21 protein-coding genes and 1 other RNA gene are annotated in these 21,762 nt (G+C 64.9%); 14 read left to right on the top strand and 8 right to left on the bottom strand.

Annotated features, from left to right (window positions below; genetic code table 11):
* Positions 1-119: 119 nt before the first annotated feature.
* The gene (locus IM733_RS18440; RefSeq protein ID WP_011536298.1) at positions 120-275 is read left to right on the top strand and encodes a hypothetical protein; all 156 of its coding nucleotides are present in this window, start codon (positions 120-122) and stop codon (positions 273-275) included.
* Between the two features lie 19 nt (positions 276-294).
* Here the strand turns inward: IM733_RS18440 and IM733_RS18435 are convergent, their stop codons facing one another.
* The 4 genes from IM733_RS18435 to IM733_RS18420 all read right to left on the bottom strand — a co-directional run bounded on the left by IM733_RS18435 (position 295) and on the right by IM733_RS18420 (position 1,696).
* Positions 295-903 carry a 5-formyltetrahydrofolate cyclo-ligase gene (locus IM733_RS18435; RefSeq protein ID WP_248917936.1) on the bottom strand — a complete coding sequence of 203 codons (609 nt, stop codon included), beginning with the start codon at positions 901-903 and terminating at the stop codon, positions 295-297.
* Between the two features lie 72 nt (positions 904-975).
* Positions 976-1,155: non-coding RNA, 6S RNA (ssrS, locus tag IM733_RS18430), on the bottom strand.
* Positions 1,156-1,172: 17 nt separating this feature from the next.
* Positions 1,173-1,490 (bottom strand): cell division protein ZapA, encoded by a 318-nt coding sequence (locus tag IM733_RS18425; protein WP_248917935.1) that lies wholly within the window; start codon positions 1,488-1,490, stop codon positions 1,173-1,175.
* Complete coding sequence (locus tag IM733_RS18420; RefSeq protein WP_011536295.1) at positions 1,487-1,696, bottom strand: TIGR02449 family protein; 210 nt, start codon at positions 1,694-1,696, stop codon at positions 1,487-1,489. Before IM733_RS18420 ends, IM733_RS18425 begins: the two co-directional genes overlap by 4 nt.
* Before the next feature lie 146 nt (positions 1,697-1,842).
* Between IM733_RS18420 and IM733_RS18415 the strand changes: the two genes are divergently transcribed.
* The 10 genes from IM733_RS18415 (at position 1,843) to gcvP (ending at position 14,254) form a co-directional block, all read left to right on the top strand.
* Positions 1,843-2,397 (top strand): YecA family protein, encoded by a 555-nt coding sequence (locus tag IM733_RS18415; protein ID WP_248917934.1) that lies wholly within the window; start codon positions 1,843-1,845, stop codon positions 2,395-2,397.
* A 22-nt stretch (positions 2,398-2,419) separates the two neighbouring features.
* Entirely contained in the window at positions 2,420-3,754 is a 1,335-nt protein-coding gene (pepP, locus tag IM733_RS18410; protein WP_248917933.1) for a Xaa-Pro aminopeptidase, read from the top strand.
* On the top strand, positions 3,751-4,950 hold the full coding sequence (gene ubiH / locus IM733_RS18405; protein WP_248917932.1) for a 2-octaprenyl-6-methoxyphenyl hydroxylase: 1,200 nt from the start codon (positions 3,751-3,753) through the stop codon (positions 4,948-4,950). Before pepP ends, ubiH begins: the two co-directional genes overlap by 4 nt.
* Positions 4,947-5,429: a DUF4442 domain-containing protein gene (locus IM733_RS18400; protein WP_248917931.1), complete on the top strand. Its 483-nt coding sequence runs from the start codon at positions 4,947-4,949 to the stop codon at positions 5,427-5,429. The genes ubiH and IM733_RS18400 overlap by 4 nt, the downstream gene beginning before the upstream one ends.
* Before the next feature lie 9 nt (positions 5,430-5,438).
* Positions 5,439-6,656: a 2-octaprenyl-3-methyl-6-methoxy-1,4-benzoquinol hydroxylase gene (locus tag IM733_RS18395; RefSeq protein ID WP_248921196.1), complete on the top strand. Its 1,218-nt coding sequence runs from the start codon at positions 5,439-5,441 to the stop codon at positions 6,654-6,656.
* 153 nt (positions 6,657-6,809) lie between these two features.
* The gene (locus IM733_RS18390) at positions 6,810-7,811 is read left to right on the top strand and encodes an extracellular solute-binding protein (RefSeq protein ID WP_248917930.1); all 1,002 of its coding nucleotides are present in this window, start codon (positions 6,810-6,812) and stop codon (positions 7,809-7,811) included.
* Between the two features lie 145 nt (positions 7,812-7,956).
* Complete coding sequence (locus IM733_RS18385) at positions 7,957-9,579, top strand: ABC transporter permease (RefSeq protein ID WP_248917929.1); 1,623 nt, start codon at positions 7,957-7,959, stop codon at positions 9,577-9,579.
* A gap of 125 nt (positions 9,580-9,704) precedes the next feature.
* Positions 9,705-10,787 carry a glycine cleavage system aminomethyltransferase GcvT gene (gcvT, locus tag IM733_RS18380; RefSeq protein WP_248917928.1) on the top strand — a complete coding sequence of 361 codons (1,083 nt, stop codon included), beginning with the start codon at positions 9,705-9,707 and terminating at the stop codon, positions 10,785-10,787.
* A 47-nt stretch (positions 10,788-10,834) separates the two neighbouring features.
* The gene (gene gcvH, locus IM733_RS18375) at positions 10,835-11,218 is read left to right on the top strand and encodes a glycine cleavage system protein GcvH (protein WP_248917927.1); all 384 of its coding nucleotides are present in this window, start codon (positions 10,835-10,837) and stop codon (positions 11,216-11,218) included.
* Positions 11,219-11,380: 162 nt separating this feature from the next.
* Positions 11,381-14,254 (top strand): aminomethyl-transferring glycine dehydrogenase, encoded by a 2,874-nt coding sequence (gcvP, locus tag IM733_RS18370; RefSeq protein WP_248917926.1) that lies wholly within the window; start codon positions 11,381-11,383, stop codon positions 14,252-14,254.
* A 112-nt stretch (positions 14,255-14,366) separates the two neighbouring features.
* Here the strand turns inward: gcvP and IM733_RS18365 are convergent, their stop codons facing one another.
* The 3 genes from IM733_RS18365 to IM733_RS18355 form a co-directional block, all read right to left on the bottom strand.
* The gene (locus tag IM733_RS18365; RefSeq protein WP_248917925.1) at positions 14,367-14,681 is read right to left on the bottom strand and encodes a DUF2388 domain-containing protein; all 315 of its coding nucleotides are present in this window, start codon (positions 14,679-14,681) and stop codon (positions 14,367-14,369) included.
* A 92-nt stretch (positions 14,682-14,773) separates the two neighbouring features.
* On the bottom strand, positions 14,774-16,450 hold the full coding sequence (locus IM733_RS18360) for a GspE/PulE family protein (protein WP_248917924.1): 1,677 nt from the start codon (positions 16,448-16,450) through the stop codon (positions 14,774-14,776).
* A gap of 98 nt (positions 16,451-16,548) precedes the next feature.
* Positions 16,549-16,875: a hypothetical protein gene (locus IM733_RS18355; protein ID WP_248917923.1), complete on the bottom strand. Its 327-nt coding sequence runs from the start codon at positions 16,873-16,875 to the stop codon at positions 16,549-16,551.
* Between the two features lie 126 nt (positions 16,876-17,001).
* Between IM733_RS18355 and IM733_RS18350 the strand changes: the two genes are divergently transcribed.
* Entirely contained in the window at positions 17,002-17,472 is a 471-nt protein-coding gene (locus IM733_RS18350) for an Lrp/AsnC family transcriptional regulator (RefSeq protein ID WP_011536281.1), read from the top strand.
* Positions 17,473-17,538: 66 nt separating this feature from the next.
* Here IM733_RS18350 and IM733_RS18345 read toward each other — a convergent pair whose 3' ends face one another.
* Complete coding sequence (locus tag IM733_RS18345) at positions 17,539-18,918, bottom strand: inorganic triphosphatase (RefSeq protein ID WP_248917922.1); 1,380 nt, start codon at positions 18,916-18,918, stop codon at positions 17,539-17,541.
* Between the two features lie 212 nt (positions 18,919-19,130).
* Between IM733_RS18345 and argE the strand changes: the two genes are divergently transcribed.
* Together argE and argA are read left to right on the top strand one after the other, a co-directional pair.
* Positions 19,131-20,273 (top strand): acetylornithine deacetylase, encoded by a 1,143-nt coding sequence (argE, locus tag IM733_RS18340; protein ID WP_248917921.1) that lies wholly within the window; start codon positions 19,131-19,133, stop codon positions 20,271-20,273.
* Between the two features lie 127 nt (positions 20,274-20,400).
* The gene (gene argA, locus IM733_RS18335) at positions 20,401-21,699 is read left to right on the top strand and encodes an amino-acid N-acetyltransferase (RefSeq protein WP_248917920.1); all 1,299 of its coding nucleotides are present in this window, start codon (positions 20,401-20,403) and stop codon (positions 21,697-21,699) included.
* Positions 21,700-21,762 lie beyond the last annotated feature (63 nt).

Raw genomic sequence — 21,762 nt, 5'->3', positions numbered from 1 at the left:
GGCGTCAACGTTTGCGTGTCGACTCACGTTGTCGGAAAATGCGCCGATTTTAAAGCTAGACGCTCCGGCAGCCATCAAGAAAGCCGCCGAGCATGGACTATTGCCTAGGGGGGCAATCGATGAAACAACGTAAACCGGACCTGCTCTGGATCCTGGCCTTCATCTTCGGTCTGGGTGTGGTCACCACCGGTTACGCCCAGGGGTTGTGGGAGCGCAAGCTGGACGCCGCCTATCAACAGGCCCCGGTCGACCCCGCGCAACAGCAGCACCGCTGATCCCCTTTTTCGCGCCTGTTCATTTCGGCGCCAGGTACCTGCCCCGGTCCGAGACCGTCCCGCGCAATGGTACATCCCAGCTTGCCTGGGCCAGCCGCTCCACCTTCTGGCATTCGTGCGCCAGCCCCAGTAGCACGGGCTTCTTCCAGGCCTTGCGGCGCGCCTGATAGGCCAGGCTGCGGTCGTAGAACCCGCCCCCCATGCCCAGGCGACCGCCCACTTCATCGAACCCGACCAGCGGCAGCAGGACAAGATCCAGCGCCCAGACCGGTCGTTGACGCTTGCGCTCGATCACCGGCTCCGCGATGCGGAAGCGGTTGGGGCGCAGTTTCTCGCCCGGCTCGAAGCGCTGGAACACCATGCGTGTGCGAGGCCAGGCGTGCAGCACGGGCAGGTACACCTGTTTGCCGCGCTTATGGGCTTCGCGCAGCAGCAGGCGCGGGTCGATTTCGCCGTCGTTGGGCAGGTACAGGGCGATATGCCGGGCGCGTCGGAACAGCGGGTCCTGCGCCAACTGGCGGTACAGGCCGAGTGCGGCCTGGCGTTGCTGGGATGTTGTCAGTGCACGGCGGGCGTTGCGCAGCAGACGGCGCAGTTGTGGGCGGGTGAGGGGCGCGATGTCGGTCATGGCACGGGCGGTCCCCGATGAGGCTGGCGGCCAAAACGAAATGCCCGCCAGGAAGGCGGGCAATGAGAATTCAGGCTCCCCGACAAGACCGCTATCGGTGTAGCCCTTGAACCCGAAAGTTCAAGGTGGAGATTGCAGGGGGCGTTAAGGCTTTCCGTCGGGCGGACATGCACACCGGCCCCAGCGTGCAACCCCCGTGGTTGTGCGTATCGGCTCAGGGACATAACCGACTGGCGCATCCCCCAGGGAGTGGCGCCAGTATACCAATCTCAATCGTTTTTGCTAACCGGATCGTCGGCCAGTGCCTGGTCGACCCGTTCCAGCAGGTCGCGCACCTGCTCGCGGGTGGTGCCGCCGCTGGCGGCTTCAGGGCGTTCCTGGCGGTGCAGCAGCTCGTGGGTAATGTTCAGCGCGGCCATCACGGCAATGCGGTCGGCGCCGATCACCTTGCCGCTGCTGCGGATCTCGCGCATCTTGCCATCCAGATAACGCGCGGCACCGACCAGGTTGTTGCGCTCCTCGGGCGGGCAGATGATCGAGTATTCCTTGTCGAGGATCTGCACGGTGACGCTATTGCTTGAACTCATGAGTCTTGCTCCAGGGCCTTGAGGCGCAAGATCATCGACTCGATCTTGCGTTTGGCGATCTCGTTCTTTTCGATGAGGTGGGCGCGCTCCTCGCGCCAGGATCGTTCCTGAGCTAGTAGGAGTGCATTTTGCCGTTTTAGTTGCTCGACACGCTCGATCAGCAGCTCGAACCGGCTCATCAGCGCTTGCAGGTCGTTCTCTTGCATGGGTTGCACTCGATTCCTTGACTCACCTGGCGATCATGCCTGCCCCAGGGGCGAGACGGCCAGTGCCGATGGTCTTGGCGCGCCTGCCGGTGCTAGGATACAAGGTCTCCATTCTAGTCATTGCGCCGTCTGGCGCCTAGCTGCCCATGCCCAATACCCAATCGCCCTACGTCGCCTTCGCCATGTTGCTTTCGAGCAATGGCCACCCTGTCACTCCCGCCGAGCTGCATGGCCTGCTGATCGGCCGCAGCTGCGCCGGCGCCGGCTTCGATGCCGACGCTTGGCTGGCCGACGCGGCCCAGCTGCTCGAGACCGAGCCCGGCGACACCGTTCGCAACGCCCTGGTCGGCCTGCAAGAGATGGTCAAGGCCGAACTGACCGGCGAGGATGTCGCCATCGTCCTGCTGCTGCCGTCCGACGATGCCGCGCTGGCCGACCGCGCCACCGCGCTGGGCCTGTGGTGCCAGGGCTTCATTACCGGTTTCGGCCTGAACGCCGGTGGCAAGGACTTGTCCACCGACGCGAAGGAAGTGCTCCAGGACCTGGTGGCCATTTCGCAGGTCCAGGAAGCGCTGGAAGAGTCCGAGGACGGCGAAAACGACTACATGGAAGTCATGGAATACCTGCGCGTCGCGCCGCTGCTGCTGTACACGGAACTGGCAAAGCCGCAGGCGCCCGCCACCAAGCCATCGCTGCACTGATCTGAACCGGGGTCGTTTGCCCATGAGCCACATACCCAAGGCGGAGTACGCCCGTCGGCGCAAGGCGCTGATGGCGCAGATGGTCCCCAACAGTATCGCCATCCTGCCAGCGGCCGCAGTCGCCATCCGCAACCGCGACGTCGAACACGTCTATCGCCAGGACAGCGACTTCCAGTACCTCAGCGGCTTCCCCGAGCCCGAGGCGGTGATCGCGTTGATCCCCGGCCGCGAGCACGGTGAATACGTGCTGTTCTGCCGTGAGCGCAACCCTGAGCGCGAGCAATGGGATGGCCTGCGCGCCGGCCAGGAAGGCGCGATGCGCGACTTCGGCGCCGACGACGCGTTCCCCATCACCGACATCGACGAGATCCTGCCCGGCCTGATCGAAGGGCGTGAGCGGGTGTACAGTGCGATGGGCAGCAATGCCGAGTTCGACCGGCGGCTAATGGACTGGATCAACGTGATCCGTTCGAAGGCCCGCCTCGGTGCCCAGCCGCCGAACGAGTTCGTTGCCCTGGATCATCTGCTGCACGACATGCGCCTGTATAAATCGGCGGCGGAAGTGAAGGTGATGCGCGAGGCCGCGGCAATCTCCGCCCGCGCCCACGTCCGGGCCATGCAGGCGTGTCGCCCGGGGTTGCACGAGTACAGCCTGGAAGCCGAGCTCGACTACGAATTCCGCAAGGGCGGAGCGAAGATGCCGGCCTACGGCTCGATCGTCGCGGCCGGGCGCAACAGCTGCATCCTGCATTACCAGCAGAACGACGCGCCGCTCAAGGACGGTGACCTGGTGCTGATCGACGCCGGCTGCGAGATCGACTGCTACGCCAGCGATATCACCCGCACCTTCCCGGTCAGCGGGCGCTTCTCGCCGGAGCAGAAGGCCATCTACGAGCTGGTGCTCAAGGCCCAGGAGGCCGCGTTCGAGGTGATCGCCCCAGGCAAGCACTGGAACCACGCCCACGAGGCGACCGTGCGGGTGATCACCGAAGGCTTGGTGGCGCTGGGCCTGCTCAAGGGCGAGGTGCAGGCGCTGATCGACAGCGAAGCCCATCGCGCCTTCTACATGCACCGTGCCGGGCACTGGCTGGGCATGGACGTGCACGACGTGGGCGAATACAAGGTCGGTGGCCAGTGGCGGGTGCTCGAGCCGGGCATGGCGCTGACCGTTGAACCCGGCATCTACATTGCCGCCGACAACCAGAACGTCGCGAAGAAATGGCGCGGCATCGGCGTAAGGATCGAGGACGACGTGGTAGTCACCAGGCAAGGTTGTGAAATCCTTACTTCAGGCGTGCCCAAGACCGTCGCCGACATCGAGGCGTTGATGCTCGGTGCCCGCGAGGACGCCGCATGAGCCGGGTCAATCTGGCGATCATCGGTGGCGGCTTGGTGGGTGCCAGCCTGGCGTTGACCCTGCAGGCCGCGGCCAAGGCGCGCGGCTGGAAGATCCTGCTGATCGAGCCGTTCGCCCCGGGCGACAGCTTCCAGCCCAGCTACGACGCGCGCTCCTCGGCGCTTTCCTATGGCACCCGGCAAATCTACGAACAGTTGGGGTTGTGGCAGGCCATCAGCCGTCGTGCCGAACCGATCCTGCAAATCCAGGTTTCCGACCGTGGCCGCTTTGGTGCCACGCGCCTGGACGCCAGCGAGGAGGGCGTGCCGGCACTCGGCTATGTGGTGGAAAACGCCTGGCTCGGCCAGTGCCTGTGGCAGGCCATCGACAGTGAGGTGATCAGCTGGCGTTGCCCGGCTGAAGTGAAAGCCATGCAGGCCATTGCCGGTGGTTATCGCCTGCAACTGGACGATGACACCTCTCTTGAATGCGACCTGGCCGTACTGGCCGATGGCGGTCGCTCTGGCCTGCGCGAGCAGTTGGGCATCCATGTGCGCCGCACGCCCTATGACCAGAGCGCGCTGATCGCCAACATCTCTCCTGGCGAGGCCCACGGCGGGCAAGCCTTTGAGCGCTTCACCGAGCAAGGCCCGATGGCGTTGCTGCCGCTATCCGAAAACCGCTGTGCATTGGTCTGGACCCGCCAGGGGATGGACGCCAAGCGCCTGGCCGAACTCGACGAGCGCAGTTTCCTGCGCGAGCTGCAGCACGCTTTTGGCTATCGCCTGGGCGCGCTGCGGCAGGTGGGCGCCCGCCATCTGTATCCGCTGGCGCTGGTCGAGGCCGAGGAGCAGGTGCGCCCGCACCTGGTGGTGCTGGGCAACGCCGCCCACAGTCTGCACCCGATTGCCGGCCAGGGTTTCAACCTGTCGCTGCGCGATGTGCAGTCGCTGGCCGATGCGTTGCTGGCCGGCCCGCAGCAACTCGGCGACCTGGCCACGTTGCAGGTCTACCAGAAACGCCAGCGCCTCGACCAGGCGATGACCATCGGCTTCTCTGACCAGGTCACTCGCTTGTTTGGCAGCAACCAGCCTTTGATGGCTGCCGGACGAAATATCGGCCTGCTCGGCCTTGACTTGCTGCCACCCGCAAAACGCTGGTTCGCCCGCCAGGCCATGGGCCTGGGTACACGCCCCGACCCACGAGGCCAGGCATGAGCGACCCTCGCAAGCTCGCGCGGCGGGCCCGCATGCTGCGCTGGCTGTTGAACTTCTACCCGCCCTACCTCGGCGCCGGCATCCATATCCAGGAAATCAGCCCGGACATGCGCCGTGTCAAGGTGCGCATGAAGCTGACGCGGTGGAATCGCAACTACGTCGGCACCCAGTTCGGCGGCAGCCTGTACTCGATGGTCGACCCGTTCTACATGCTGCTACTGATCGAGCAGTTGGGGCGCGAATACATCGTCTGGGACAAGGCTGCCAGTATCGATTTCATCTCGCCGGGCAAAGGCCCGGTATATGCCGAACTGCACGTCGACGACGCGCTGCTGGACGACATCCGCCAGCAGACCGCCAGCGGCAAGAAATACCTGCCCCGGCTGCAGGTGGAGATCCGTGACGGCACCGGCGAGCTGGTGGCGCGGGTCGACAAAACCCTATACGTGCGGCTCAAGCCGCAAGCGAGGCAGGCGTAAGGCATGGAAATGCGCGCGGATCTGTTGATTGTCGGTGCCGGTATGGTCGGCAGCGCCCTGGCCCTGGCCTTGCGCCACAGCGGCTTGGAAGTCCTCCTGCTCGACGGCGGCCCGCTGTCGGTCAAACCCTTCGATAGCGACGCGGCGTTCGAGCCGCGAGTCAGCGCCCTGTCGGCGGCCAGCCAGCGTATCCTCGAACGTGTGGGGGCCTGGGAGGGCATTGCCCGGCGGCGCGTCTCGCCGTATTCGGACATGCGTGTGTGGGATGGCAGTGGCACCGGCGAGATCCATTTCTCGGCGGCCAGCGTGCATGCGCAGGTGCTGGGCCATATCGTCGAGAACCGCGTCGTCCAGGACGGCCTGCTGGAGCGCCTGCACGACAGCGATGTCGGCCTGCTGCCCAACGCCCGCCTGGAACAACTGCGCCGGTCCGGTGACGAATGGCTGCTGACCCTGGCCGATGGCCGCCAACTGCGTGCACCGCTGGTGATCGCCGCCGATGGCGCCAACTCGGCGGTGCGGCGCCTGGCGGGTTGCCAGACCCGTGAATGGGATTACCTGCACCACGCCATCGTCACCAGCGTGCGTTGCAGCGAGGCACACCGGGGCACCGCCTGGCAGCGCTTCACCGACGAAGGCCCGCTGGCCTTCCTGCCGCTCGATCGCGATGGCCGGCAGGATTGGTGCTCGATCGTCTGGTCGACCACGCCGGAGCAGGCCGAGCAGGCCATGGCGATGGGCGACGAGGCGTTCTGCAAGGCGCTGGAGCGTGCCTTCGAGGGCCGCCTGGGCGGGGTGTTGCAGGCCGACCCAAGGGTCTGCGTGCCGCTGCGCCAGCGCCACGCCAAACGCTACGTGGAGGAAGGGCTGGCGCTGATCGGCGACGCGGCCCATACCATTCACCCGCTGGCGGGGCAGGGGGTCAACCTGGGCTTCCTCGATGCCGCCGTGCTGGCCGAAGAGTTGGTGCGGGCCTGTGAACGTGGCGAACGCTTGGCCGATGTGAAGGTGCTGAGCCGTTTCGAGCGTCGGCGGATGCCGCACAACCTGGCGTTGATGGCGGCGATGGAGGGTTTCGAGCGGTTGTTCCAGGCCAATCCGTTGCCGCTGCGCTGGTTGCGCAATAGTGGATTGAAGCTGGTGGAGCAGATACCCGAGGCCAAAGCGTTGTTCGTGCGCCAGGCGCTGGGGCTGTCCGGGGACCTGCCGGAGCTGGCGCGGGCTTGAAGGTTCGCCGGCCAGCCGGTTTCTACACCGTCCGTAGGAGCCGGCTGGCCGGCGAACGGGCACTTTGCAACATCCGGTAACCGCTCGGCAGATGAGTCGTAAAATGGGAACCACTACCATTTGCACCTCTCAACTCAGCGAGGAGTGCTCCGAATGTTATCCCGCAAGCCCCTACTGGCCGCCCTGGCCCTCACGTTGTTCGGCGGCACCGCCCAGGCGGCGGATGAAGTGGTGGTGTACTCCTCGCGCATCGACGAGCTGATCAAGCCGGTATTCGACGCCTATACCGCCAAGACCGGGGTGAAGATCAAGTTCATCACCGACAAGGAAGCCCCGCTGATGCAGCGCATCAAGGCCGAGGGCGAGAACGGCGTGGCCGACCTGCTGCTCACCGTCGATGCCGGCAACCTCTGGCAGGCCGAGCAGATGGGCATCCTGCAGCCGATCAAGTCGGACATCATCGACCAGAATATCCCTTCGCAGTACCGCGCCTCGTCCCATGACTGGACCGGCCTGAGCCTGCGCGCGCGGACCATCGTCTACTCCACCGAACGGGTCAAGCCGTCCGAGCTGAGCACCTACGAGGCCCTGGCCGACAAGAACTGGGAAGGTCGCCTGTGCCTGCGCACGGCGAAGAAGGTCTACAACCAGTCGCTGACCGCCACCCTGATCGAGAACCACGGCGAGGCCGCGACCGAGAAGCTGGTCAAGGGCTGGGTCAACAACCTCTCCACCGACGTGTTCTCCGACGACACCGCATTGCTCCAGGCCATCGCCGCCGGCCAGTGCGACGTGGGCATCGTCAACACCTACTACTACGGCCGCCTGCACAAGGAGAAGCCGAACCTGCCGGTGAAACTGTTCTGGCCCAACCAAGGCGACCGTGGCGTGCATGTCAACCTGTCGGGCATCGGCCTGACCAAGCATGCGCCGCACCCGGAGGCGGCAAAGAAACTGGTTGAGTGGATGACTGGCGAAGAGGCGCAGAAACTGTTCGCCGACATCAACCAGGAGTTCCCGGCCAACCCGAAGGTCAAGCCGTCGGAGGAAGTGGCGGCGTGGGGTAGCTTCAAGGCCGACAGCATTCCAGTGGAAGTAGCCGGTAAGCGCCAGGCCGAGGCCATTCGCTTGATGGATCGGGCTGGCTGGAACTGAGCTTCACGGCTTATCCTTTCGGGGCCTTCAAGGGCCTCTCGCGGCTGAAGCCGCTCCTACAGGGGGATTGCACAGTCCCTTGTAGGAGCGGCTTCAGCCGCGAACGACCGCGCAGCGGTCGCCACCTGCAACCGAGACTCCTGCATTGCCCCATACCCTCCAACGCCGCTGGTACCTCCCGGTCTTCCTCACCGCTGCCCTGGTCCTGCTGCCGCTGAGCATCCTGCTGATCTCATGGCAGTCGGTCGACACGCAGATCTGGTCGCACCTGCTCGACACCCAGATGGGCCGCCTGCTGGGCAACACCCTCACGCTGGTAGCGGGCGTGGGCATCGGCGTGACCGTCCTGGGTGTGAGCCTGGCCTGGCTCACCAGCCTTTGCGAGTTCCCTGGCCGGCGTTGGCTCGACTGGGCACTGATGCTCCCATTCGCCATCCCCGCCTATGTGCTGGCGTTCGTCTTTGTCGGCCTGCTGGATTTCGCCGGCCCCGTGCAGACGGCGCTGCGCGAAGTGTTCGGGCCCATGCGCCTGCCGCGGGTGCGCGCCACCGGCGGGGTGATCACGGTGCTGGTGCTGGTGTTCTACCCCTACGTCTACCTGCTGGCACGCACCGCGTTCCTGGCCCAGGGCAAGGGCTTGATGGAGGCGGCGCGGGTGCTTGGGTTGTCGCCCCTGCAAGCGTTCTGGCGCGTGGCCCTGCCCATGGCACGCCCAGCCATCGGAGCGGGCATCGCCCTGGCGCTGATGGAAACGTTGGCCGATTTCGGCGCGGTGTCGGTGTTCAACTTCGATACCTTCACCACGGCGATCTACAAGACCTGGTACGGCTTCTTCAGCCTGTCCAGCGCGGCGCAGCTGGCGAGCTTGCTGTTGCTGGCGGTCATTCTGGTGTTGTACGGCGAGCGCCGTGCCCGGGGTGCCAGCCGCAGTGGTCATGAACGACCACGTGGCCAGGCGCTTTACCACCTGCGCGGTATCAAGGCGTTCGCTGCCAGCGCCTGGTGCCTGCTGGTGTTCGCCTGCGCCTTCGTCATCCCGCTGCTGCAACTGCTGGCGTGGTTCTGGCAGCGAGGTCGGCACGACCTGGATGAGCGCTATTTCGGGCTGGTCATGCACACCCTGTATCTGGGCGGCATGGCCGCGTTGATTACCGTCAGCGTGGCCATGCTGCTGGCCTTCGCCCGCCGCCAGGCGCCCACCACGGGGATTCGTGCCGGGGTCGGGCTGGCCAACCTGGGCTACGCGGTGCCCGGCTCGGTGCTTGCCGTGTCGATCATGCTGGCGTTCAGCTACCTGGACAACCAGTGGGTGATACCGCTGTCGCAGTGGCTGGGCGGGGCGGGCAAGCCGCTGTTGCTGGGCAGCTTGTCAGCGCTGCTGCTGGCCTACCTGGTGCGCTTCATCGCGGTCGCCTACGGGCCGTTGGAAAGCAGCCTGGAGCGCATCCGCCCCTCCTTGCCGGAGGCATCGCGCAGCCTTGGTGTTGGCGGGCCAGGATTGTTTTTCAAGGTGTATCTGCCGTTGCTGGTGCCCGGAGCCCTGAGCGCCGCATTGCTGGTGTTTGTCGATGTGCTCAAGGAAATGCCGGCCACGTTGCTGATGCGCCCGTTCGGCTGGGACACTCTGGCCGTGCGCGTGTTCGAGATGACCAGTGAGGGTGAATGGGCGCGGGCTTCGCTGCCGGCATTGACCTTGGTGCTGGTCGGTTTGCTGCCGGTGATCGGCCTTATTCGCCGTTCGGCCCATCGTCCGGGGCCTCGGCGATAAGGGTGCCAGGGCGCTTCCTTGCGGCTACAATGCGCGGCATTCGCAGCGGTGGTTCCTACAAGAACAGGTGATCAATAAACAATTGCCGCCCGCCGCCGCCTCGCCACGCCCGGAAGGAGAAACCCATGGGACAGCGTACGCCTCTGTATGACCTGCACCTGGCGCTTGGCGCCAAGACGGTCGACTTCGGCGGTTGGGACATGCCCCTGCACTACGGCTCGCAGGTCGAGGAGCACCATCAGGTGCGCAGTGACTGTGGGGTCTTCGATGTCTCGCACATGACCGTCATCGATATCGAAGGCTGTGCCGCCACACCCTGGCTGCAACATCTGCTCGCCAATGACGTGACGCGCCTGGAAAGCCCCGGCAAGGCGCTGTACAGCCCGTTGCTCAATGGTGAAGGTGGGGTCATCGACGACCTGATCGCCTACCGCACCGAAGCGGGTTATCGCCTGGTGGCCAACGCCGCCACCCGCGACAAGGTGCTGAGATGGTTGAAACAGCAGAGCGCTGGCTTCAAGGTCAGTTTCACCGCTCGCCCGGAGCTGGCGATCCTCGCGATTCAAGGCCCTCAAGCCCGTGAAAAGGTCGCCGCCCTGGTCAGCGCGCCGCGTGCCGCGCTGATCCGCGCATTGCGCCCGTTCGAGGGCTTCGCCGAAGGTGACTGGTTCATCGCCCGCACGGGCTACACCGGCGAGGACGGCCTCGAAATCATCCTCCCCGGCGAACAGGCTCCGGCCTTCTTCAACGACCTGGTCGGCGCGGGCATCGCCCCCAGTGGCCTGGGTGCCCGCGACACGCTGCGCCTGGAAGCCGGCATGAACCTGTACGGCCAGGATATCGACGAAACCCACACACCCCTTACGTCCAATCTTGGCTGGAGCGTCGCCTGGGAGCCGGCTGGCCGCGAGTTCATCGGTCGCGCTGGCCTGCTGGCAGAAATCGAGCGGGGCGTGAACGAAAAACTGGTTGGCCTGGTGCTCGAGGAGCGCGGCGTGTTGCGCGCCCATCAGGTGGTTCGCGTAGCCGGTATTGGCGAAGGGGAGATCACCAGTGGTAGTTTCTCACCTACGCTGAGCAAATCCATTGCCCTGGCGCGCGTGCCCATGGCTACCGGTGATCGTGCCGAGGTGGAGATCCGTGGCAAGTGGTATCCGGTGCGGGTGGTCAAGCCAACCTTCGTGCGCCACGGCAAGATCCTGATCTGAACAATTAACGGCGGGCCGTCCGCTGACCCAATCGAGGAAGACAAGACATGAGCAATATCCCCGCCGACCTGCGTTTTGCCGAAAGCCATGAATGGGCGCGCCTGGAAGCCGATGGCACTGTGACCGTGGGCATCAGCGACCATGCCCAGCAAGCCCTGGGTGACGTGGTGTTCGTCGAACTGGCCGAAGTCGGCAAGGTGTTCGCGGCCGGTGACGCTGCGGGCGTGGTCGAGTCGGTCAAGGCTGCTTCGGACATCTACGCGCCGGTGGGCGGCGAAGTGATCGCGGTCAACGACGAGCTGGCCGACAGCCCGGAGCTGCTCAACGAAGAACCCTACGAGGCATGGATCTTCAAGCTGAAGCCGAGCGACAAGGCTGAGTTGGACAAGCTGCTGGATGCTGCCGGGTACAAGGCTGCGATCGGCGAGTGATCGTGGTTCGCCAGCAAGGCTGGCTCTTACAAGGGCGACGCATGTTCGTGTAGGAGCCAGCCTTGCTGGCGGACAGGTTTCACAAGTTTTCCCGCAACATCCCCGATCCCTTCCTAGACTTGTAAGTCTCCAAGAGAACTGGTCCAGGAAGAGATCGTCGCCATGTCCCAGTCGCCATCCCTGAGTCAACTGCAAGAGCTCAACCCTTTCCTGCGTCGCCACCTGGGCCCCGACGGCCCGGAGCAGCAGGCCATGCTCGAGGCACTGGGTGTCGCCAGCCGCGATGAGCTGATCGAACAGACGGTGCCGCCCGGCATTCGCTTCAACCGTCCCCTCGACTTGCCGCCAGCGCTCGACGAACAGGCCGCACTCGACAAGCTCGCTGGCTACGCCGCGCAGAACCAGCTGTGGACCAGCCTGATCGGCATGGGCTATCACGCCACCGTCACCCCCACAGTCATCCTGCGCAACGTACTGGAGAACCCGGGCTGGTACACCGCCTACACGCCGTATCAACCGGAGATCGCCCAGGGGCGTCTGGAGGCGTTGCTGAATTTCCAGCAGATGGTCATCGACCTGACCGGCTTGGCCCTGGCCAACGCCTCGCTGCTCGACGAGGCTACCGCCGCCGCCGAAGCCATGGCCTTGGCCAAGCGCGTGGCGCGCAGCAAGAGCAACAGCTTTTTCGTCGACGAGCATTGCCATCCACAGACGCTATCGGTGCTCAAGACGCGCGCCGAGGGCTTCGGCTTCGAACTGATCATCGATTCTGTGGATAACCTGGCCCAGCACAAGGTGTTCGGGGCCTTGCTGCAGTACCCGGACACCCACGGCGAAGTGCGTGACCTGCGTCCCCTCATCGACCAGTTGCACAGCCAGCAAGCGTTGGCTTGCGTGGCCGCGGACATCCTCAGCCTGGTGGTGCTCACGCCACCGGGCGAGCTGGGGGCGGACGTGGTGCTCGGTTCGACCCAGCGCTTCGGCGTGCCCATGGGTTACGGCGGGCCCCATGCCGCCTATTTCGCCTGCCGCGACGACTTCAAGCGGGCCATGCCCGGGCGCATCATCGGTGTGTCCCGCGATGCCCGTGGCAACACCGCGCTGCGCATGGCGCTGCAGACCCGCGAGCAACATATCCGCCGCGAGAAGGCCAACTCCAACATCTGTACGGCGCAGGTGCTGCTGGCCAACATTGCCGGCTTCTACGCCGTCTACCACGGCCCCGAAGGCCTGCAGCGCATCGCCCAGCGCGTGCACCGGCTGACCTTCATCCTCGCCGCCGGGCTCGAGGCCAAGGGCATCAAACGCCTCAACCAGCACTTCTTCGATACCCTTACGCTGGACGTCGGTGGCACCCAGGCAGCGATCATCACCAGCGCTGAGGATGCGCGTATCAACCTGCGCATCCTCGGGCGTGGGCACCTGGGTGTCAGCCTGGACGAAACCTGTGACGAAGCGACGGTGTACAAGCTGTTCGACATCTTCCTCGGTGTCGACCATGGGCTGGATATCGCCGAGCTGGACCAGAAGGCGCTGCCCGAAGGCATCCCCGGGGCGCTGGTACGGCGCACGCCTATCCTGCAGCACCCGGTATTCAACCTGCACCACAGCGAAACCGAGATGCTGCGTTATCTCAAGCAACTGGAGAACAAGGACCTGGCGCTGAACCAGTCGATGATCCCTCTGGGCTCCTGCACCATGAAACTCAATGCCACCAGCGAGATGATCCCCATCACTTGGCCGGCATTCTCTCAACCACACCCGTTCGCCCCGCTCACCCAGATGAAGGGCTACAAGTTGATGATCGACGAGCTGGAACGCTGGTTGTGCGCGATCACCGGGTTCGACGCCATCTGCATGCAGCCCAACTCTGGCGCCCAGGGCGAGTATGCAGGGCTGATGGCCATTACCCGCTATCACCGCAGCCGCCATCAGCCCAGGCGCACCCTGTGCCTGATCCCGTCGTCGGCCCATGGCACCAACCCGGCATCGGCGCAGATGGCGGGGATGGACGTGGTGATCGTCGAATGCGACGAGCACGGCAACATCGACTTCGACGACCTCAAGGCCAAGGCCCAGGCTGCCGGTGATCGGTTGTCATGCCTGATGGTCACCTACCCGTCGACCCATGGTGTGTATGAAGAGGGCATCCGCGAGATCTGCGAGGTGGTGCACCAGCAGGGTGGCCAGGTGTACATGGACGGTGCCAATCTCAATGCTCAGGTCGGCCTGACGCGGCCCGCCGATATCGGTGCCGACGTGTCGCACATGAACCTGCACAAGACCTTCTGCATCCCCCATGGCGGTGGCGGCCCAGGCATGGGCCCGATCGGCATCCGTGCCCACCTCAAGCCGTTCGTCGCCAGTCACCCGGTGGTGCCGGTGCCCGGCCTGGACCCGAACATGACGGCGGTCAGCGCCGCGCCCTGGGGCAGTGCCAGTATCTTGCCGATCAGCTGGATGTACATCGCCATGATGGGGCCGCAACTGGCCGACGCCAGCGAGGTGGCGATCCTGTCGGCCAACTACCTTGCCAGCCAGCTACGCGATGCCTTCCCGGTGCTCTACCGCGGGCGCAACGAGCGTGTGGCCCACGAGTGCATCCTCGATTTGCGCCCGCTCAAGGCGCTGACCGGCATCAGCGAGGAGGATGTGGCCAAGCGCCTGATGGACTATGGCTTCCATGCACCGACCATGTCGTTCCCGGTGCCAGGCACGCTGATGGTCGAGCCCACCGAGAGCGAGTCTAAGGCGGAGCTGGATCGGTTCGTCGAGGCGATGTTGGCGATCCGCGCGGAAATCAGTCAAGTACAGGAAGGTAACTGGCCAGTTGAGGACAACCCGCTCAAGCATGCCCCGCATACCCTGGCCGATGTGCTGGCGCCGTGGGACCGGCCCTACAGCATCGAGCAGGGCGTCGCCCCCAGCGCTCACGCGCGCCAGCACAAGTACTGGCCGGCGGTGAACCGGGTCGACAACGTGTATGGGGACAGAAATCTGTTCTGTGCGTGTGTGCCGGTGGAGGCGTATCGCTAATCAGGCGGGCTGTTCGTTGTAGGGGCGGCTTCAGCCGCGATGCAGGCATCGCGGGCTTGGCACCCGCTGCGCGGGTGATCGCGGCTGAAGCCGCTCCTACCGGGCGTTGGGATTATTCGGCCACGGCGTTCTTGGCCAGGATCGCGTTGGCCAGCTCCATGTCACTGGCCTGGACGCCCGGGTTGTCCGCGCGCACTTGGCGCATTGCAGCTTCCAGGTATGGCCCGCGGATCGCACCCTCGCTGGCGACGAAGCTGCCGGCGTCGTCCTGGGCGGCGACGATCAGCTTGTGATCCTTGAACGTCAGGTAGGTCGAGGCGGTGGTGGCGCCGGAGGAAATGACGTTACGCCAGAACGTGTCGGCCATGGCGGAGCCAATGGGCAGCGAGAACAGGATGGTGGCTGCGATGGCTGTTTTGAAACGCATGTTGAATCACCTCGGTGGATGAGGGCGGTTGAGATGGCGGTTTGATCCACTGACCCTGCGCCAAGTTCCCGGCCACACAGGGGATTTCTTGGTTATCCACAGACGCGCAGTACCTCTTCCTGGCTGGTCAGGCCGCGCTCGATCTTGTCCTGCGCACAGCGCCGCAGGACGCGCATGCCGTCGGCAACGGCTTGTTGGTGCAGCGCGGCAATGTCAGTGGACGGGGTGATCCATTCGCGCAGGCGCGGGCTGACAGACAGCAACTCGAACAGCCCGGTGCGCCCGTGGTAACCCGTGCCACGGCATTGATGGCAGGCCTTTGTGTGGTGGTTGCCGTGACAGGCCGGGCAAAGGGTGCGCACCAGGCGCTGGGCCAGGACGCCGCTCAAGGTGGCCTTGATCAGGTAGTCGGCGATGCCCAGCTCTTGCAGGCGGGTGATCGCCCCGCAGGCATCGTTGGTGTGCAGGGTCGACAGCACCAGGTGGCCGGTCAGCGCGGCCTGCACGGCCACCTGGGCGGTCTCCGGGTCGCGGATCTCGCCGATCATGATGATGTCTGGGTCCTGGCGCAGCAGGGCGCGCACGCCATTGGCGAAACCCAGGTCGAGCGTGGGTTGGACTTGAAGCTGGTTGATCGTTGGCTCCAGGCGCTCGATGGGGTCTTCGATGCTGCATAGGTTCACTTGTGGGGTGGCCAGGTGCCTGAGGCTGGCGTAGAGGGTGCTGGTCTTGCCTGAGCCGGTGGGGCCGGTTACCAGGAGGATGCCCCGGCGTTGGCGCAGCAGCGCTTGCCATTGCTCAAGCATTGGGCCGTCAAGGCCCAGGCTTTCGAGGTTTTCGTGCAACTGTTGTGGATCGAACAGGCGCAGCACCAGCTTTTCGCCGAACGGCGTGGGCAGGGTGGAAAGGCGAAGCTCGGCCTCGGTGCCGCCTGGCAAGCGGCTCTTCAGGCGCCCATCCTGCGGGCGGCGCTTTTCCGCAACGTTCATCCGCCCCAGATGCTTGAGACGGCTGACCATGGCCAGGGTGACGCTGGCCGGGAAACTGTAGACCTGATGCAGCAGGCCGTCGATGCGCAGGCGCAGGTGGCCCTGCTCGCGGCGGGGCTCCAGGTGGATATCGCTGGCTCGTTGCTCGATGGCGTACTGCAGCATCCAGTCGACGATATGCACGATGTGGGCATCATCGGCACTGGCCTGGGGCTGGTTGGCGCCCACTTCGAGCAGTTGCTCCAGCTCACCCAGGCCCGGCGAGGGCTGGTCGCCGGCACCACGCACGGAGTGGGCCAGGCCGAAGAACGTCGGGCTCAGTTGGCGGATCTGCCTGGGGCTGGCCAGCACGCGGCACACCGTCTTGCCCAAGCTGAGCGCGAGCTCGGCCTCCCATTCGCGCAGGTAGGGCTGGGCAGTGGCCACCGTGATGGTGCCGGCGTCCACCGCGATGGGCAGTATGCCGTGACGTTGGGCGAAACCGGTGGACATCAGGCCGGCCACCCGGGCCAGGTCGACCTGCAGGGGGTCGATGTGCAGGAACGGCAGACCAACCTGGTCCGCCAGCCAGTGGCACAGCACGTTCAGGTCAAGCGGCTGGCTGGGGTGCAACGGATCGGCCAGGCCGAGTGCGGCGATCAGCTCCAGAGGATGGTCGGTGGGGTACGCCCTGGCCCGTTCGAGCGCCTCCAGCGCATCGCCAGCAGTGAGCCGATGCTCGGCTAGCAAGGCGTCGAGCAGGCGGTTGAGGTCGAGGTCTTGGGTAGCGTTGGCGAACATGGTGGCGTCCCTGCCGGGCGAGCGATGGCGTGGACAAGGCTAGCCGGGGGCGATCAAGACTGCACCGGCAAAGGGTTTCGGGATCTTGCACGCCTCATTCAGCGCGTAACGACTTCGGCCAGTGGTGGTTGGTTTTCCAGGCTGACTTCACTGACGCAAACCAGGTTGCGCAACTTTTTTGCGATCACTTCGGCACGGTGCCAGCTCAGGCCGCCGATGCCGATCTGCATGTCCAGCAGGTCGTCGCACTGGCTGACCTGCACGCTGTGCGGGGTGAGGAACTGCAGGGCGAACAGGTTGAGCACGCGGCACAGGCTGTCTGGCTCGGCTTCAGCCTGCAGGCGGTAGCGCACGGTGCTGTGGGTAGCGTTGGCGGCCCAGGCGTCGGCGCGAGGGGAGGTGAGGGGGCGTTCGAGTGCGTTCATGCCGGGTCTCCGCGAAAGTGGTGAAATTCTTGCACGGGGCACGGGGTATTTTTTCGCTATGATTTATTCAATTTGCCGTTTGGTCGAATAATTCAATTTCATAACTAGCTGAATCAGGAATCAATTATGCAGAGCGAGCTGGATGCTTATGATCGACGCATTCTCGAATTGCTGCAGGAGGATGCTTCGCTATCCAGCGCGCAGATCGCCGAGCGCGTCGGGTTGTCGCAATCGCCTTGCTGGCGGCGTATTCAGCGCTTGAAGGAAGAGGGTGTGATCCGAGGCCAGGTGACCTTGCTGGATCGCAAGAAGGTGGGCTTGAACACGCAGATCTTCGCCGAGGTGAAGCTCAATGCCCATGGCCGCTCGAACTTCGCCGAGTTCACCGAAGCGATCCGTGGGTTTCCAGAAGTGCTGGAGTGCTACGTGCTGATGGGGGCGGTGGACTTTCTGCTGCGGATCGTCACGTCGGACATCGAGGCGTACGAACGCTTCTTCTTCGAGAAGTTGTCGAATGTGCCCGGGATCCAGGAAGTGAACTCGATCGTGGCACTGTCGGAGATCAAGAGCACCACCAGCTTGCCGCTGGGGCGCTGAACAGCGGTTCGCCGGCAAGCCGGCTCCTACGGACGGTGTAGGAGCCGGCTTGCCGGCGAAGGGGCCTCAGGCCTTGAGCAGATACTTCCAGGCGCGGTTCTGTTCAATGGCGCGGGCCTGCTCGATGCGGGCCTCCAGCAATTCGTCCTTCTGCTCGTCCTGCAGCGGCTGTTCGGCCAGCTGGTGCAGCTTGTTCAGCTCACCGTAGAGGCGGTCCAGCTGTGGCAGGTCCAACACCTGGCGCGCATGGTGCAGCCAGGCCTGCACGCACTCGATGCGTGGCAGTTGTTCGGCCAGGTCTTCCGGGCGTTGCACGTACAGCGGCAGCTTCAGCGCCCGGGCTTCCTCGCCCAGTTGGTGTTGCAGCCAACTGGCCAGTTGGGCCTTGCCTTGGCGTTCGCCACGGCCCTTGCGCTCGGCGGTCCAGGCGCGGGCGTTCAGCCAGTTGGCAGTCTCCAGGGAGAACTGGCCCCAGCGCACATCTTCAAGCTCTTCGGCGAATTGCTCGGGCGCGACGCGGCGAATGTCTTCGTCGTTGTTGCCGGCCTGTACCAGTGGGCGCCAGTCTTCCAGCAGCGCGTCGAGGCTGCTGCGCAGGGCGCGGGTGGTCGGGCGTGGCGCGGCCTGGCCGAGGCTGCCGGTGAGCGCGCGCAGTTCAGCCAGGCAGCGCACCCAGTCCTGCAGCAGGCGCCAGTGGCCGTTGTGGCGGAATTGCTCGGCCAGACGCTGGCTGCTGCCCAGCAGTTGCCAGGCCAGGGCGGTGAAGGCGTCGTCCAGGGGAGTCTCGGCGTCCAGTTCGGTGTGCGGCAGATCCAGCTCGTAGCTGTCCGGGTCGAGCAGGCGGTAGCCGCGCTCGGCCTTGCTGATGTCGCAGGGCATCAGCGGCAGCGAGGCGGCCAGCTCGGCGGCCAGCTCAAGCAGTGCTTCCGGTGCGCCCTCACGCAGCTCCAGCTCCAGCTCGCAGATTTCTTCCTTGCGCTTGCCGGCGATCACGAAGCCTCTGTCCAGCGCGGCCTCGATCACCACCTTGGCTTTGCCACGGCCCCAGGCGATTTCAGCGTATTCGCGGGTGAAGTCGGTGGTGAACAGCGGCTTGATGGTCTTCTTGTCGAGGCCGGCCAGTTGCTCTGGCCAGCAGGTGGCGTCGAGCTTCTTCAGGTCGAGCTTGACCTTGTCCAGGTGCCATTCGTACTCGTTGCGCTCGGACAGGCCAGCCACGCTCTGGCCACGGCACTTGAGGGTCTGGATGATGACCTCGCCATCGCGGCGCAGGCGCAGGGCGACGCGGGCGGCGGAGAGCTCGCGTTCCGGGGTGTCGAAGTACTGGTTGAGCAGCTCGCGGGTCTGCCAGCCGGACTTGTTGCGCTTCTTCAGCAGCGGGTGCTCGCGCAAGGCGTCAAGGGTCTCGCGGCTGGCGCGGAGTTTGAGTTCGGTTTCTTTGTGCATCGCGGGCTCGGGAAGGGGGCGTCGTTGGCGAGCAGTCTACAGGAGTCGGCTGTGCCCTGCCGGATTTGGGGCCGCTTTGCGGCCCATCGCGGGTAAACCCGCTCCTACAGGCGATTCCCGGCATGGCAGGGCCAGCTTCCACAGCGAGACACTTGTTCCACGCAGGGATTGCATTGTTATGATGACCTCCAATGCCGTCGAGGAGTCCGCGCATGCCGTTGCCGTCGCTGAAAGACCAGTTCGCCGCCCTGATCGCCGCCCCTTCGGTCAGTTGCACCCAGCCCGCGCTGGACCAGTCCAATCGCCCGGTCATCGACCTGTTGGCCGGTTGGCTGGGCGACCTTGGCTTCACCTGCGAGATCCAGCAGGTCACCCCCGGCAAGTTCAACCTGCTGGCCAGCCGTGGCACCGGCCCGGGCGGCCTGGTGCTGGCCGGGCACAGCGACACCGTGCCCTACGACCCTCAGCTGTGGAGCAGCGACCCGCTCAAACTGACTGAGGTCGATGGCCGCTGGGTGGGGCTGGGCAGTTGCGACATGAAAGGCTTCTTCGCCCTGGTCATCGATGCCGTGATCCCGCTGCTCGAGCACGACTTCAAGCAACCGCTGCTGATCCTCGCCACCTGCGACGAGGAAAGCTCCATGTCCGGCGCCCGGGCCCTGGCCGAAGCTGGCCAGCCGCTCGGGCGAGCAGCGGTGATCGGCGAGCCGACAGGGCTCAAGCCGATCCGCATGCACAAGGGCATCCTGATGGATCGCATCGACATACTGGGGCGCAGCGGTCATTCGTCGGATCCGAACCTGGGCCGCAGTGCCATGGAAGCGATGCATGCCGTGATGGGCGAGCTGATGGACCTGCGTCGCGGCTGGCAGGAGAAATACCGCAACCAGCAGTTCAGCGTGCCCACACCCACCATGAACTTCGGTTGCATTCACGGTGGCGACAACCCCAACCGCATCTGCGGCCAATGCGCCCTGGAGTTCGACCTGCGCCCGCTGCCGGGCATGGATGTCGAGCCGCTGCGCGCCGCCATTCGTGCCAAGCTGGAGCCGCTGGCGGAGCGCCATGGGGTACGTATCGACTATGCGCCGCTGTTCCCTGAAGTGCCGCCGTTCGAGCAGGCCGCCGACTGCGAACTGGTGCGGCTGGCCGAGCGCCTGACCGGCCATCGTGCCGAAGCGGTGGCCTTTGGCACCGAAGCGCCTTATCTTCAGCAGCTCGGTTGCCAGACCATCGTGCTCGGCCCAGGTGACATCGCCTGCGCCCACCAGCCTGGCGAATACCTTGAAATGTCACGCATCGAGCCTACCGTGCGTCTATTGCGTGACCTGATCCGGCACTATTGCCTGAACTAAACGTCCATTGAGCTGATTCGTTTTTGCCATTAGAGGAGACCGCGCGTGACCGCAAGCCTGTTCCGACGATGACTTTCGAACGTTGTGCGCCTTTTCGTTCTCCGTTCACTTATCCACAGGCCTTGTCATGCCCGATTACGTCAACTGGCTGCGCCATGCTTCCCCCTACATCAACGCCCATCGCGACTGCACCTTCGTGGTCATGCTCCCGGGTGATGGTGTCGAACATCCAAACTTCGGCAATATCGTCCACGACCTGGTGCTGCTGCACAGCCTTGGCGTGCGCCTGGTGCTGGTACATGGCTCGCGCCCCCAGATCGAAAGCCGCCTGGCTGCTCGTGGCCTGACCCCGCATTACCATCGCGGCATGCGCATCACCGATGCGGCCACCCTGGACTGTGTGATCGATGCAGTCGGTGCCCTGCGCCTGGCTATCGAGGCACGTCTGTCGATGGACATGGCGGCCTCGCCGATGCAGGGCTCGCGCTTGCGCGTGGCCTCCGGCAACCTGGTGACTGCGCGGCCGATCGGCGTGCTGGAAGGGGTCGATTACCACCATACCGGCGAAGTGCGCCGGGTCGACCGCAAGGGTATCAACCGCCTGCTCGACGAGCGCTCCATCGTGTTGCTGTCGCCACTGGGCTATTCGCCGACCGGTGAAATCTTCAACCTTGCCTGCGAGGACGTTGCCACCCGTGCCGCCATCGAGCTGGGTGCCGACAAGCTGCTGCTGTTCGGTGCCGAGCGCGGGCTGCTGGACGAACAGGGCCAACTGGTGCGTGAACTGCGTCCGCAACAGGTGGCGCCGCATCTGTTGCGCCTGGGCAGTGATTATCAGGGCGAGTTGCTCGATGCCGCCGCCGAGGCCTGCAAGGGTGGCGTGGCGCGCAGCCATATCGTCAGTTATGCCGAGGATGGCGCGTTGCTGACCGAGCTGTTTACCCGTGGCGGTGGCGGTACGCTGGTGTCCCAGGAACAGTTCGAAGTGGTGCGCGAGGCAACCATCGACGATGTCGGTGGCTTGCTGGACCTGATCAGCCCGTTGGAAGAGCAGGGCATCCTGGTACGCCGTTCGCGCGAGGTGCTGGAGCGGGAAATCGAGCAGTTCAGCGTGGTCGAGCGCGAAGGCATGATCATCGCTTGCGCGGCGTTGTACCCGATTGCCGATTCCGAGGCGGGGGAGCTGGCGTGCCTGGCGGTGAACCCGGAGTACCGCCATGGTGGGCGTGGCGACGAACTGCTCGAACGTATCGAGACTCGGGCGCGGGTGCTGGGGTTGAACACCCTGTTCGTGCTGACGACCCGTACCGCGCACTGGTTCCGTGAACGTGGGTTCTCGCCCAGCGAAGTGGAGCGGCTGCCGGCGGCGCGGGCTTCGCTGTACAACTACCAGCGCAATTCGAAGATCTTCGAGAAATCTTTGTAATGGTGGCTGACAAAGCTGGCTCCTACAGGCGCGGTGTAGACCTGTAGGAGCCGGCTTTGCCGG

It is taken from the genome of Pseudomonas entomophila, from assembly GCF_023277925.1.
GTDB lineage: Bacteria > Pseudomonadota > Gammaproteobacteria > Pseudomonadales > Pseudomonadaceae > Aquipseudomonas > Aquipseudomonas entomophila_D.
The sequence above is the reverse complement of the archived record's forward strand: the minus strand, read 5'-3'. Positions and strand labels throughout refer to the sequence as shown.